The sequence below is a fragment of the Pseudomonas chlororaphis genome, assembly GCF_001921865.1.
GTDB lineage: Bacteria > Pseudomonadota > Gammaproteobacteria > Pseudomonadales > Pseudomonadaceae > Aquipseudomonas > Aquipseudomonas chlororaphis_D.
Window position 1 is genome coordinate 340449 of the sequence record NZ_MSCT01000002.1, and the last position, 13610, is coordinate 354058.

8 protein-coding genes are annotated in these 13610 nt (G+C 63.1%); all 8 read left to right on the forward strand.

Annotated elements, in window-relative coordinates; translation table 11 throughout:
* The first annotated feature begins 12 nt into the window (after nt 1-12).
* The 8 genes from pilQ (at nt 13) to BTN82_RS01910 (ending at nt 13490) form a co-directional block, all read left to right on the forward strand.
* Nucleotides 13-2085 carry a type IV pilus secretin PilQ gene (pilQ, locus tag BTN82_RS01870; protein ID WP_075117480.1) on the forward strand — a complete coding sequence of 691 codons (2073 nt, stop codon included), beginning with the start codon at nt 13-15 and terminating at the stop codon, nt 2083-2085.
* Nucleotides 2086-2089: 4 nt separating this feature from the next.
* Nucleotides 2090-2608 carry a shikimate kinase AroK gene (gene aroK, locus BTN82_RS01875; protein WP_075117481.1) on the forward strand — a complete coding sequence of 173 codons (519 nt, stop codon included), beginning with the start codon at nt 2090-2092 and terminating at the stop codon, nt 2606-2608.
* A 147-nt stretch (nt 2609-2755) separates the two neighbouring features.
* A complete protein-coding gene (gene aroB, locus BTN82_RS01880) occupies nt 2756-3856 on the forward strand; it encodes a 3-dehydroquinate synthase (protein ID WP_075117482.1) in 1101 nt (366 codons plus the stop codon).
* Nucleotides 3857-3866: 10 nt separating this feature from the next.
* Entirely contained in the window at nt 3867-5450 is a 1584-nt protein-coding gene (locus tag BTN82_RS01885; RefSeq protein ID WP_075117483.1) for an SPOR domain-containing protein, read from the forward strand.
* 350 nt (nt 5451-5800) lie between these two features.
* The gene (gene gltB / locus BTN82_RS01895; RefSeq protein WP_075117484.1) at nt 5801-10246 is read left to right on the forward strand and encodes a glutamate synthase large subunit; all 4446 of its coding nucleotides are present in this window, start codon (nt 5801-5803) and stop codon (nt 10244-10246) included.
* Nucleotides 10247-10279: 33 nt separating this feature from the next.
* Nucleotides 10280-11698 (forward strand): FAD-dependent oxidoreductase, encoded by a 1419-nt coding sequence (locus BTN82_RS01900; RefSeq protein ID WP_075117485.1) that lies wholly within the window; start codon nt 10280-10282, stop codon nt 11696-11698.
* 244 nt (nt 11699-11942) lie between these two features.
* Nucleotides 11943-13010, forward strand: coding sequence for a uroporphyrinogen decarboxylase (gene hemE / locus BTN82_RS01905; RefSeq protein ID WP_075117486.1), 1068 nt, complete (start codon nt 11943-11945; stop codon nt 13008-13010).
* 132 nt (nt 13011-13142) lie between these two features.
* Nucleotides 13143-13490, forward strand: a complete 348-nt coding sequence (locus BTN82_RS01910; protein WP_075117487.1) for a YgiW/YdeI family stress tolerance OB fold protein — start codon at nt 13143-13145, stop codon at nt 13488-13490.
* The last annotated feature ends 120 nt before the right edge of the window (nt 13491-13610 follow it).

Here is a 13610-nt window from a genome sequence, read left to right on the forward strand (position 1 = left end):
GGAACTCGCATCATGAACAGGATCTTTTCAGCCTTCGGTATGGTGCTATGGATGGCGCTGCTTTCACCGATGGTCATGGCGGCCAGCCTCAAGGCCCTGGATGTCGCGACGCTGCCGGGGGACCGCCTGGAGTTGAAGCTGACCTTCGATGGGCCGGTGGCCGAGCCGCGTGGCTACACCACCGACCAGCCGGCGCGGATCGCCCTCGATCTGCCTGGTGTCGTCAGCCAACTGGCGAACAAGAGCCGCGACCTGGGCAACGGCAATGCCCGCAGCGTAACGGTGCTCGAGGCAGGGCAGCGGACCCGGGTAGTGATCAATTTGCTTGCGCTGGCGCCCTACAGCACCCGGGTCGCCGGCAATCAACTGTTCGTGGTGATCGGCCAGGGTGCGACGGCAGCAACGAATGTGTCTGGAATGCCGCTTGCGGGGGGCGTGCGGGCCAAGCCTGCCAGGAGGGCGGTGCGGTCGATTCGTCGAGTGGATTTTCAGCGCGGCGAGCTGGGCGAGGGCAATGTCCTGATCGACCTGTCCGACGCGCAAATGAGCCCGGACATACAGGAGCGCGACGGCAAGCTCATTCTGACCTTTGCCAAGACCCTTCTGCCCGAACCCTTGCGGGTCAGGCTGGACGTCAAGGACTTTGCCACGCCAGTACAGTTCGTCAACGCCCGGGCGGAGTCCGACAAGGCCATTGTCACCATCGAGCCCGGCGGTACCTTCGATTACTCGACCTACCAGACGGACAACAAACTCACGGTGAACGTCAGGCCGATGTCCTCGGGTGACCTGCAGACGCGCAGTGCCGAGCGCTCGGCCTATAAAGGTGAAAAACTGTCGCTGAATTTCCAGGACATCGAGGTCCGTTCGGTGCTGCAACTGATCGCCGACTTCACCAACCTCAACCTGGTGGCGAGCGATACGGTGCAAGGCGGCATTACCTTGCGTTTGCAGAATGTGCCGTGGGACCAGGCCCTGGACCTGGTGCTCAAGACCAAGGGGCTGGACCAGCGCAAGGTGGGTAATGTGCTGCTGGTGGCGCCGGCCGATGAAATCGCGGCCCGCGAACGCCAGGAGCTGGAGTCGCAGAAGCAGCTCGCCGAGCTGGAACCGCTACGTCGGGAACTGTTGCAGGTGAACTACGCCAAGGCCACGGAGATCGCCAAGCTGTTCCAGTCGGTCACCCGGGCCGAGGATAAAACCGACGAGCGAGGCTCTATCACGGTCGACGAGCGGACCAACAACATCATCGCCTACCAGACCCGAGAGCGCCTGGACGAACTGCGGCGGATCGTCAGCCAGCTGGATATTCCGGTGCGCCAGGTGATGATCGAGGCGCGGATCGTCGAGGCCAACGTCGACTACGACAAAAGCCTGGGCGTGCGCTGGGGCGGTTCGCTCCAGAACCAGGGCAACTGGAACGCCTCGGGGGTCGGCAACGGCGCCAACGGCTCTTCAACCATTGGTACGCCGGGCAGCACCAGCAGCAATTCGCCGTTCGTCGACCTGGGCACGACCGCCAATACGTCCGGCCTCGGCATCGCCTTTATCACCGACAACGTGTTGCTGGACCTGGAACTGACGGCCATGGAAAAGACCGGCAACGGTGAAATCGTCTCCCAGCCCAAGGTCGTCACCTCCGACAAGGAGACCGCGAAGATCCTCAAGGGCACGGAAATTCCCTATCAGGAAGCCGCGTCCAGCGGCGCGACTTCGGTGTCCTTCAAGGAAGCGTCGCTGTCGCTGGAGGTGACGCCGCAGATCACCCCGGACAATCGCATCATCATGGAGGTCAAGGTCACCAAGGACGAGCCGGACTACCTGAACAAGGTCCAGGACGTGCCGCCGATCAAGAAGAACGAGGTCAACGCCAAGGTCCTGATCAACGACGGCGAAACCATCGTGATCGGTGGGGTTTTCTCCAACACGCAAAGCAAGGTTGTAGATAAAGTGCCATTTCTCGGCGATGTGCCGTATCTTGGCCGACTTTTCCGGCGTGACGTGGTGTCGGAGAAAAAATCCGAGCTGCTGGTATTTCTCACTCCGCGTATCATGAACAACCAGGCGATTGCTGTGAGTCGTTGATTCTGTGCGAAATTTGATTCTTGTTGGGCCGATGGGGGCTGGAAAAAGCACCATCGGTCGCTTGCTGGCCAAAGAGCTGCGCCTGCCATTCAAAGATTCCGATAAGGAAATTGAGTTGCGCACGGGCGCCAATATTCCGTGGATCTTCGATAAAGAAGGCGAGCCGGGCTTTCGTGATCGCGAACAGGCCATGATCGCCGAGCTGTGCGCGGCTGATGGCGTGGTCCTGGCGACCGGCGGCGGCGCGGTGATGCGCGAAGCCAATCGCCTGGCGCTGCATGCGGGCGGTCGGGTGGTCTATCTGCACGCCTCGGTCGAGCAGCAGGTCGGCCGCACTGCGCGCGATCGCAACCGGCCGTTGCTGCGCACGGCCGATCCGGCGAAAACCCTGCGCGATCTGCTGGCGATTCGCGATCCGCTCTATCGGGAGATCGCCGATCTGGTGGTTGAAACCGATGAACGGCCACCGCGAATGGTGGTGCTGGACATCCTGGACCGTCTGCAGCAACTGCCTCCCCGTTAATGCGCGGCGTGAAATGCGCTATCCTCGGCGCCTTGCCGTGGTCGCCTCGGGTTGTGGCGCAGAATTATCGCGCGGCGTCAGACAACCAGGCGATATCGTTGTCTATGCAAGGCAGGACACCAGCTTCCATCTTCACTGTGGGGACACATGCAGACACTTAAGGTCGATCTAGGCGAGCGCAGCTACCCGATTCATATTGGCGAAGGTTTGTTGGACCGGCCCGAGTTGCTGGCGCCGCACATCGCCGGGCGGCAAGTGGCGATCATTTCCAATGAAACCGTAGCGCCGCTGTACCTTGAGCGTCTGAAACACAGCCTTGCGCAATTCTCGGTGATCTCGGTGGTCCTGCCGGACGGCGAAGCATTCAAGAACTGGGAAACCCTGCAACTGATTTTCGACGGCCTGCTGACCGCGCGGCACGACCGTCGGACCACCATCGTCGCCCTCGGCGGCGGGGTGATCGGCGACATGGCCGGCTTTGCCGCCGCCTGCTACCAGCGCGGCGTCGATTTCATCCAGATTCCTACCACCTTGCTCTCCCAGGTCGACTCGTCGGTGGGCGGCAAGACCGGTATCAACCATCCGCTGGGCAAGAACATGGTCGGCGCCTTTTATCAGCCGAACGTGGTCCTGATCGACACCGCCTCGCTCAACAGCCTGCCGGCTCGCGAGCTGTCGGCCGGCCTGGCGGAAGTCATCAAGTACGGTCTGATCTGCGACGAGCCGTTCCTCACCTGGCTCGAAGACAACGTCGACCGCCTGCGCACCTTGGACCAGCAGGCGCTGACCTATGCGATCGAGCGCTCGTGCGCGGCCAAGGCGGCCGTGGTCGGCGCCGACGAGCGCGAGTCCGGCGTGCGGGCCACGCTGAACCTGGGGCATACCTTCGGCCACGCCATCGAGACCCACATGGGCTACGGTGTCTGGCTGCATGGCGAAGCGGTAGCCGCGGGCACCGTAATGGCGCTGGAAATGTCGGCGCGCCTCGGCTGGATCAGCGCCGCAGAGCGCGACCGCGGTATTCGCCTGTTCCAGCGCGCGGGCTTGCCGGTCATTCCGCCCGAGGAAATGACCGAGGCGGATTTTCTCGAACACATGGCAATTGACAAAAAAGTGATCGATGGTCGTTTGCGTCTGGTGCTGTTGCGCCGCATGGGCGAAGCCGTAGTGACCGACGATTATCCGAAAGAGGTTTTACAGGCCACGCTGGGGGCGGACTACCGCGCCCTGGCTCAGCTTAAAGGTTAATAAGATCCCCATGACTAGTTTGCATGCCGACGAGGCCTTCCTCGGCCACTTTCAGTTGAGCCATGACCCTTTCGCTCCACGGGTGCCTGGCTTCAAGTTCTTTCCTGCCCAGCGCAAGCCTGTGCTGGGTCAACTGCACCACCTGGCACGCTACAGCCAGCTGCTGCTGGTCGTGACCGGCCCGCAAGGCAGCGGCAAGACGCTGCTGCGCCAGGCGCTGGTGGCCAGCACCAATAAACAGTCGGTACAGAGCGTGGTGGTTTCCGCCCGCGGTGCCGGTGATGCGGCGGGCGTATTGCGCCAGGTCGCCCAGGCGTTGAACGTCGAACAGGCCGAGATCGGCCCGATCCTGGCGCAAGTGGTGCAGTTGGCGTTGACCGGCCAGGAAGTCTATCTGCTGGTGGACGACGCCGAGCAGCTCGACGAATCCGCCCTTGAAGCGCTACTGGCTTTGGCCGCCGGCGCGCCGGAAGGCCGTCCGCATGTGTTCCTGTTCGGCGAGTCGTCGCTGATTGCCGGCCTGGAGTTGCTGAGCGCGGAAGAAGAGCGCTTCCACGTCATCGAGCTGCAGCCTTATACCGAAGAAGAGACCCGCGAGTACCTGGCGCAGCGTCTCGAGGGCGCGGGGCGGGGGATCGAACTTTTTTCCGCCGATCAGATCAGTGATATTCACGAAGGCTCCGATGGCTGGCCTGGCAACATCAACCAGGTCGCCAGGGATGCAATGATCGAAGCCATGATTGCTAGCCGCTCGGCGGTCAAGCGTCCAAGTATGGGGTTCAAGATGCCGAAGAAACACGTATTGGCGATATCCGCGGTCGTAGTGGTCGCCGTTGCCGCTGCCTGGCTGATGCCGGGTCGCAGCAAGGCGCCAAGTACCGCTGCGCCAGCGAACGAACAGGCGCAGTTGCCGTTGGGCCAGACGCCGCAACCGAATGCCAATGGCAGCCCGTCTGTGGAGTTCGCCGGTTCCTCGCAGCCTATGCCGCTGCCATTGGTCGGCCAGTCGCAGCCGGTCATGCGCGGTCCGCTGGCGGAAGCCGCCGGCGGCATCACCGAGGGTGACGATGGCGTGCCGGTGGAAGGCTCCAGCGCCACGCCGCCGACCGTGACCACCATCGCGCCGCCAGCGGGCGTTCCGGCCGGTCCGGCACCGACTCCGCAAGCCCGTCCGACCCCGGCACCGACCCAGGTCGCTGCCGCGAAGCCGGCTCCTGTGGCCAAGCCTGCGCCTGCTCCCGTCACCAAGCCGGCACCGGTCACCAAGCCGGTCGAGAAGCCTGTCACCGTCGCCAAGGCGGCCACCGGCGGTAGCTGGTACGCCGGCCAGGCGCCTGGCAACTACGTCGTGCAGATCCTCGGCACCAGTTCTGAAGCCACGGCGCAGAACTTCGTCAAGGAGCAGGGCGCCCAGTACCGCTATTTCAAGAAAGTCCTCAACGGCAAGCCGCTGTATGTCATCACATACGGCAGCTTCAGCAGCCGTGATGCAGCCGTTACCGCCATCAAGGCCTTGCCAGCGAAGGTTCAGGCTGGTAAACCTTGGCCTCGCACTGTCGCCAGCGTCCAACAGGAACTGGCAGCAACTCGCTGAAGATTCGGCGGCCTTACCCAGGCCGCCTCTCCCAGCACCTCAAAAAAATCCGCATGTGCATGCTGCCTTCAAGGCCGCGTGCCTTGTGGTGTCTGCGTCACAGTAGCTTTTGAGTCGTCGCGGTCCGAACTAAAAAAGTTTTGACTAGCACAGCATATCGCTTTAAACCTTTCATAAATGCGACATGAATTTGCGACATTTCGTCGTCAAATTTGTGGGCGTCTGTGTCGGTGTGTACAATGACCTCCCTTTTGCCCCCGCAAAGCTGGCGTACGTTCGGCGCGGAAGGTAACTGGCTGAATTGAAAAGAAATTTGTCTCGATAAGAGACAGCCTGGTGAGAAAGTGTCTATGAAAGCAGGTCTGTACCAACCAGATGAATTCAAGGATAACTGCGGTTTCGGTTTGATAGCCCATATGCAGGGCGAACCCAGTCATACCCTTTTGCAAACGGCCATCGAGGCCCTGACCTGCATGACCCACCGCGGTGGGATCAACGCGGACGGCAAGACCGGCGACGGTTGCGGTCTGCTGATTCAAAAGCCTGATGCGTTCCTGCGCGCCATTGCCCAGGAAACCTTCAGCGTCGAAATGCCCAAGCAATATGCCGTGGGTATGGTCTTCTTCAACCAGGACCCGGCCAAAGCCGAAGCCGCTCGCGAGAACATGAACCGCGAGATCCTGGCCGAAGGCCTGCAACTGATCGGCTGGCGCAAAGTGCCGATCGATACCAGCGTTCTCGGCCGCCTGGCCCTCGAGCGTCTGCCGCAGATCGAGCAGGTGTACATCGGCGGCGAAGGCCTGAGCGATCAGGACATGGCGGTCAAGCTGTTCAGCGCCCGTCGTCGTTCGTCGGTGGCCAACGCCGCCGATATCGACCACTACATCTGCAGCTTTTCCCACAAGACCATCATCTATAAAGGCCTGATGATGCCGGCGGACCTCGCCGCCTTCTATCCGGACCTGGGCGACCCGCGCCTGCAAACCGCGATCTGCGTGTTCCACCAGCGCTTCTCCACCAACACCCTGCCGAAATGGCCGCTGGCGCAGCCGTTCCGCTTCCTCGCCCACAACGGCGAGATCAACACCATCACCGGCAACCGCAACTGGGCCCAGGCCCGACGCACCAAGTTCACCAACGACCTGATGGACCTGGAAGAACTCGGCCCGCTGGTCAACCGCGTGGGTTCCGACTCCTCGAGCATGGACAACATGCTGGAGCTGATGGTCACCGGCGGCATCGACCTGTTCCGCGGCGTGCGGATGATCATTCCGCCGGCCTGGCAGAACGTCGAGACCATGGACGCCGATCTGCGCGCGTTCTACGAATACAACTCCATGCACATGGAACCGTGGGACGGCCCGGCGGGCGTGGTCATGACCGACGGCCGCTACGCCGTCTGCCTGCTCGACCGTAACGGCCTGCGCCCGGCGCGCTGGGTCACTACCAAGAACGGGTTCATCACCCTGGCTTCGGAAATCGGCGTCTGGAACTACCAGCCCGAAGACGTGATCGCCAAGGGCCGTGTCGGCCCGGGCCAGATCTTCGCCGTGGACACCGAGACTGGGCAGATCCTCGACACCGATGCCATCGACAACCGCCTGAAGTCCCGTCATCCGTACAAGCAATGGCTGCGCAAGAATGCCCTGCGTATCCAGGCGACCATGGAAGACAACGACCACGGTTCGGCGTTCTACGACGTCGACCAGCTCAAGCAGTACATGAAGATGTACCAGGTCACCTTCGAGGAGCGCGACCAGGTGCTGCGTCCACTGGGCGAGCAAGGCTACGAGGCGGTCGGCTCCATGGGCGACGACACGCCGATGGCCGTGCTGTCCCAGCGCGTGCGTACGCCGTACGACTACTTCCGCCAGCAGTTCGCCCAGGTCACCAACCCGCCGATTGACCCGCTGCGCGAAGCCATCGTCATGTCGCTGGAGATCTGCCTCGGTGCCGAGCGCAATATCTTCCAGGAGTCCCCCGAGCATGCCTCGCGGGTGATTCTCAGCTCGCCGGTCATTTCCCCGGCCAAGTGGCGCTCGCTGATGAACCTCGACCGTCCAGGCTTCGAGCGTCAGGTCATCGACCTGAACTACGAAGAAAGCCTCGGCCTGGAAGCGGCGATCCGCAATGTGGCCGACCAGGCTGAAGAGGCCGTGCGCGCCGGGCGGACCCAGATTGTCCTCAGCGACCGCCATATCGCCCCGGGCAAGCTGCCGATCCATGCGTCCCTGGCCACAGGCGCGGTGCACCACCGCCTGACCGAGAAGGGCCTGCGCTGCGACTCCAACATCCTGGTGGAAACCGCTACCGCCCGCGACCCGCATCACTTCGCGGTGCTGATCGGTTTCGGCGCCTCGGCGGTCTATCCGTTCCTGGCCTACGAAGTGCTGGGCGACCTGATCCGCACGGGCGAAGTGCTGGGCGACCTCTACGAGGTGTTCAAGAACTACCGCAAAGGCATCACCAAGGGCCTGCTGAAGATCCTGTCGAAGATGGGCATCTCGACCATCGCGTCCTATCGCGGCGCACAGCTGTTCGAGGCCATCGGCCTGTCCGAGGAAGTCTGCGACCTGAGCTTCCGTGGCGTGCCGAGCCGCATCAAGGGTGCGCGTTTCGTCGACATCGAAGCCGAGCAGAAAGCCCTGGCGACCGAAGCCTGGAGCCCGCGCAAGCCGATCCAGCAAGGCGGCCTGCTGAAGTTCGTCCACGGCGGCGAGTACCACGCCTACAACCCGGACGTGGTCAACACCCTGCAAGCCGCCGTGCAGCAGGGCGACTACGCCAAGTTCAAGGAATACACCGCGCTGGTGGACAACCGTCCGGTGTCGATGATCCGCGACCTGTTCCAGGTGAAGACTCTCGACACGCCGCTGGATATCGGTGAAGTCGAGCCGCTGGAATCGATCCTCAAACGCTTCGACTCCGCCGGTATCTCCCTGGGCGCGCTGTCGCCCGAGGCCCACGAAGCCCTGGCCGAGGCCATGAACCGCCTGGGCGCGCGTTCCAACTCCGGCGAAGGCGGCGAAGACCCGGCGCGCTACGGCACCATCAAGAGCTCGAAGATCAAGCAGGTGGCTACCGGCCGTTTCGGCGTGACCCCGGAATACCTGGTCAACGCCGAAGTGCTGCAGATCAAGGTGGCCCAGGGCGCCAAGCCTGGCGAAGGCGGCCAGTTGCCAGGCGGCAAGGTCAACGGCCTGATCGCCAAGCTGCGCTATGCGGTGCCGGGCGTGACCCTGATTTCGCCGCCGCCGCACCACGACATCTATTCCATCGAAGACCTGTCGCAGCTGATTTTCGACCTGAAACAGGTCAATCCGCAGGCGCTGGTTTCGGTGAAGCTGGTGGCGGAAGCCGGGGTCGGCACCATCGCCGCTGGCGTGGCCAAGGCCTACGCCGACCTGATCACCATCTCCGGCTACGACGGCGGCACCGGTGCTTCGCCGCTGACCTCGATCAAGTACGCCGGTGCGCCGTGGGAGCTGGGCCTGGCGGAAACCCACCAGACCCTGCGTGGCAACGACCTGCGCGGCAAAGTCCGGGTGCAGACCGACGGCGGCCTGAAAACCGGCCTCGACGTGATCAAGGCGGCGATCCTCGGCGCCGAAAGCTTCGGCTTCGGCACCGCGCCGATGATCGCCCTGGGCTGCAAATACCTGCGTATCTGCCACTTGAACAACTGCGCCACGGGCGTGGCGACGCAGAACGAGAAGCTGCGCAAGGACCACTACATCGGTACCGTCGAGATGGTGGTGAACTTCTTCACCTACGTCGCCGAGGAAACCCGTGAGTGGCTGGCGAGGCTAGGCGTGCGTTCGCTGGAAGAGCTGATCGGCCGTACCGATCTGCTGGAAATCCTCGAAGGCCAGACCGCCAAGCAGCACCACCTGGACCTGACCCCGTTGCTGGGCAGCGACCATATCCCGGCGGACAAGCCGCAGTTCTGCCAGGTCGAGCGCAACCCGCCGTTCGACCAGGGCCTTCTGGCCGAGAAGATGGTCGCCATGGCCAAGCCTGCGATCAACGACCTCAGCGGTGCCGAGTTCGCGCTCGACATCTGCAACTGCGACCGTTCCATCGGGGCGCGGATCTCCGGCGAAATCGCCAAGGTCCACGGCAACCAGGGCATGGCCAAGGCGCCGATCACCTTCCGCTTCAAGGGCACTGCCGGCCAGAGCTTCGGCGTGTGGAACGCCGGCGGCCTGAACCTCTACCTCGAAGGTGACGCCAACGACTACGTGGGCAAGGGCATGACCGGCGGCAAGCTGGTGATCGTGCCGCCGCAAGGCAGCGCCTACAAGACTCAGGACAGCGCGATTATCGGCAACACCTGCCTGTACGGCGCCACCGGCGGCAAGCTGTTCGCCGCCGGCACCGCGGGCGAGCGTTTCGCCGTGCGCAACTCCGGCGCCCACACCGTGGTGGAAGGCACCGGCGATCACTGCTGCGAGTACATGACCGGTGGTTTCGTCTGCGTGCTGGGCAAGACCGGTTACAACTTCGGCTCAGGCATGACCGGCGGTTTCGCCTACGTGCTCGACCAGGACAACACCTTCGTTGACCGGGTCAACCACGAGCTGGTGGAAATCCAGCGGATCAGCGGCGAAGCGATGGAAGCCTATCGCAGCCACCTGCAGCGCGTGCTGGACGAATACGTCGCGGAAACGGGTAGCGAGTGGGGCCGTAACCTGGCCGAGAACCTCGACGACTACCTGCGTCGTTTCTGGTTGGTCAAGCCGAAGGCTGCCAGCTTGAAAACGTTGCTTTCCAGCACCCGTGCCAACCCGCAGTGATATGCGCCTGAAGAGTTTGATGAGGTTTTGATAATGGCTGAACGTCTGAATAATGACTTCCAGTTCATCGAGGTCGGGCGCAAGGATCCGAAGAAGAAACTGTTGCGTCAACGCAAGAAAGAGTTCGTGGAAATCTACGAGCCCTTCAAACCCCAGCAGTCGGCCGACCAGGCCCACCGCTGCCTGGGTTGCGGTAACCCGTACTGCGAATGGAAGTGCCCTGTGCACAACTTCATTCCCAACTGGCTCAAGCTGGTGGCCGAGGGCAACATCCTCGCCGCCGCCGAGCTGTCGCACCAGACCAACACCCTGCCGGAAGTCTGCGGCCGGGTGTGCCCGCAGGACCGTCTGTGCGAGGGTGCCTGCACCCTCAACGACGGCTTCGGCGCGGTGACCATCGGTTCGGTGGAGAAGTACATCACCGACACCGCGTTCGCCATGGGCTGGCGTCCGGACATGTCCAAGGTCAAGCCGACCGGCAAGCGCGTCGCGGTGATCGGCGCGGGCCCGGCGGGCCTGGGTTGTGCCGACGTGCTGGTACGCGGCGGCGTGACTCCGGTGGTGTTCGACAAGAACCCGGAAATCGGCGGCCTGCTGACCTTCGGCATCCCCGAGTTCAAGCTGGAAAAGACCGTGCTGAGCAATCGTCGCGAAGTCTTCAGCGGCATGGGCATCGAGTTCCGCCTCAACACCGAGGTGGGCAAGGACGTGACCATGGAGCAACTGCTCGAAGAGTTCGACGCGGTGTTCATGGGCATGGGCACCTACACCTACATGAAGGGTGGCTTCGCCGGCGAGGACCTGCCGGGCGTGCACGACGCGTTGGACTTCCTGATAGCCAACGTCAACCGCAACCTGGGCTTTGAAAAGTCGCCGGAAGATTTCGTCGACATGAAGGGCAAGAAGGTCGTGGTCCTCGGTGGCGGCGACACGGCGATGGACTGCAACCGCACGTCGATCCGCCAGGGCGCCAAGGCCGTGACCTGCGCTTATCGTCGCGACGAAGCGAACATGCCGGGCTCGCGCAAAGAGGTGAAGAACGCCAAGGAAGAGGGCGTGAAATTCCTCTACAACCGCCAGCCGATCGCCATTGTCGGCGAAGACAAGGTCGAAGGCGTGAAGGTGGTCGAGACCCGTCTCGGCGAGCCTGACGCCCGTGGCCGCCGCAGCCCCGAGCCGATCCCGGGCTCCGAGGAGATCATCCCGGCCGACGCCGTGGTCATCGCCTTCGGTTTCCGTCCGAGCCCGGCGCCGTGGTTCGAGCAGTTCAGCATCCAGACCGACAGCCAGGGCCGCGTCGTGGCCCCGGAACAGGGCCAGTACAAGCACCAGACCAGCAACCCGAAGATCTTCGCCGGTGGCGACATGGTGCGCGGTTCCGACCTGGTGGTGACGGCGATCTTCGAAGGCCGTAACGCCGCCGAAGGCATCCTCGACTACCTGGGCGTCTGATGATCTGCGGATCATCTCCCCTGTAGGAGCGAGCTTGCTCGCGATAGCGATGTATCAGCCAGCATCGATGTGGCCTGACACACCCTCATCGCGAGCAAGCTCGCTCCTACAGGTCCGCTACAGCCCTTGTTATATGTGGGGTGTGGCGCGACAAATTGACCCGATAGACAAAAGGCACGGCTCTCGCCGTGCCTTTTGCGTCGCGCTCTGAGAAAATGCCCGCACTTTTTTTCCGGATGCCGACATGACTGCCCTGAAGAACGACCGTTTCCTTCGTGCCCTGCTCAAGCAACCCGTAGACGTCACCCCGGTGTGGATGATGCGTCAGGCCGGGCGCTACCTGCCTGAGTACCGCGCCAGCCGTGCCAACGCCGGTGACTTCATGAGCCTGTGCATGAATCCTGCGTTCGCCTGCGAAGTCACCCTGCAACCGCTGGACCGCTACCCGCAACTGGATGCGGCCATCCTCTTCTCCGACATCCTGACCATCCCCGACGCCATGGGCCAGGGCCTGTATTTCGAAACCGGCGAAGGCCCGCGCTTCAAGAAAGTGGTCAGCACCCTGGCCGACATTGAGGCGCTGCCGATTCCCGATCCGCACAAGGACCTGGGCTACGTGATGGATGCGGTCAGCACCATCCGCCGCGAGCTCAACGGCCGCGTGCCGCTGATCGGCTTCTCCGGCAGCCCCTGGACCCTGGCCACCTACATGGTCGAAGGCGGCTCCTCGAAGGACTTCCGCAAGACCAAGGCGATGCTCTACGACAACCCGCAAGCCATGCACCTGCTGCTGGACAAGCTGGCGCAGTCGGTCGTCAGCTACCTCAACGGCCAGATCCAGGCCGGCGCGCAAGCGGTGCAGATCTTCGACACCTGGGGCGGCAACCTGTCGGCGGCGGCCTATCAGGAGTTCTCCCTGGCTTACATGCGCAAGATCGTCAGCGGCCTGATCCGCGAACACGAAGGGCGCAAGGTGCCGGTGATCCTGTTCACCAAGAACGGCGGCCTGTGGCTGGAAAGCATCGCCGACGCCGGTGCCGATGCGCTGGGCCTGGACTGGACCTGCGACCTCGGCGAAGCGCGCCAGCGGGTCGGTGGCAAGGTCGCCCTGCAGGGCAACATGGACCCGACCGTGCTCTACGCCAAGCCGGAAGCGATCCGCGCCGAAGTCGCGCGCATCCTCGCCAGCTACGGCAAGGGCAGCGGCCATGTGTTCAACCTCGGCCACGGCATCACCCCGGAGGTCGACCCGGAGCACGCTGGCGCTTTCCTGCGCGCGGTGCATGAGCTGTCGGCGCAGTATCACCAGTGATCGCGAGCCGCTGACCAGGCCCGGCATATGCCGGGCTTTTTTTGGCGCTGGGAAAAGGGGGCGGCGGATTAAGGTTGAATTCAGCCTGGCTGGTTAATCTGGCGCCATCGAAACCCACACTGGATTGCTGCCATGAAAACCCGTTACCTCGTTCTGCTGCTTGCCCCGTTGTTCAGCACCGCCGCCCTGGCCGCCGGCTACACCGGCCCGGGCGCCCAGGCGGTGACCACCGTCGCGGCGGCCAACGACGCTGCGGACGATACGCCGGTGGTGTTGCAGGGCCATGTGACCAAGAAGCTGAACAACGACGACAAGTACGAGTTCAAGGATGCCAGCGGCACTATCACCGTCGAGATCGACGACGAAGACCTACCGCCGGTGGCGTTCAACGAGAAGACCCAGGTCAAGCTGACCGGCGAGGTCGAGAAAGGACTGATGAAGCGCGAGATCGATGTCGATCTGGTGGAGATCGTCAACTAAGCCGATCGACCGCTGTCACCCAGGCCGGCGACCGGGCCCGACGCATTGCGCGCCGGGTCGGGTCGCCGGCCTGTTCGTTTGCGGGATTACGCGCTGGCCAGCGGCGGCAGCTTGGCCAGC

What these genes read in the sequence shown, in the direction of transcription:
- hemE (WP_075117486.1), top strand. Translation starts at nt 11,943, where the DNA reads ATGACTGCCCTGAAGAACGACCGTTTCCTTCGTGCCCTGCTCAAGCAA.
- gltB (WP_075117484.1), top strand. Translation starts at nt 5,801, where the DNA reads ATGAAAGCAGGTCTGTACCAACCAGATGAATTCAAGGATAACTGCGGT.
- pilQ (WP_075117480.1), top strand. Translation starts at nt 13, where the DNA reads ATGAACAGGATCTTTTCAGCCTTCGGTATGGTGCTATGGATGGCGCTG.
- BTN82_RS01885 (WP_075117483.1), top strand. Translation starts at nt 3,867, where the DNA reads ATGACTAGTTTGCATGCCGACGAGGCCTTCCTCGGCCACTTTCAGTTG.
- BTN82_RS01900 (WP_075117485.1), top strand. Translation starts at nt 10,280, where the DNA reads ATGGCTGAACGTCTGAATAATGACTTCCAGTTCATCGAGGTCGGGCGC.
- aroB (WP_075117482.1), top strand. Translation starts at nt 2,756, where the DNA reads ATGCAGACACTTAAGGTCGATCTAGGCGAGCGCAGCTACCCGATTCAT.
- BTN82_RS01910 (WP_075117487.1), top strand. Translation starts at nt 13,143, where the DNA reads ATGAAAACCCGTTACCTCGTTCTGCTGCTTGCCCCGTTGTTCAGCACC.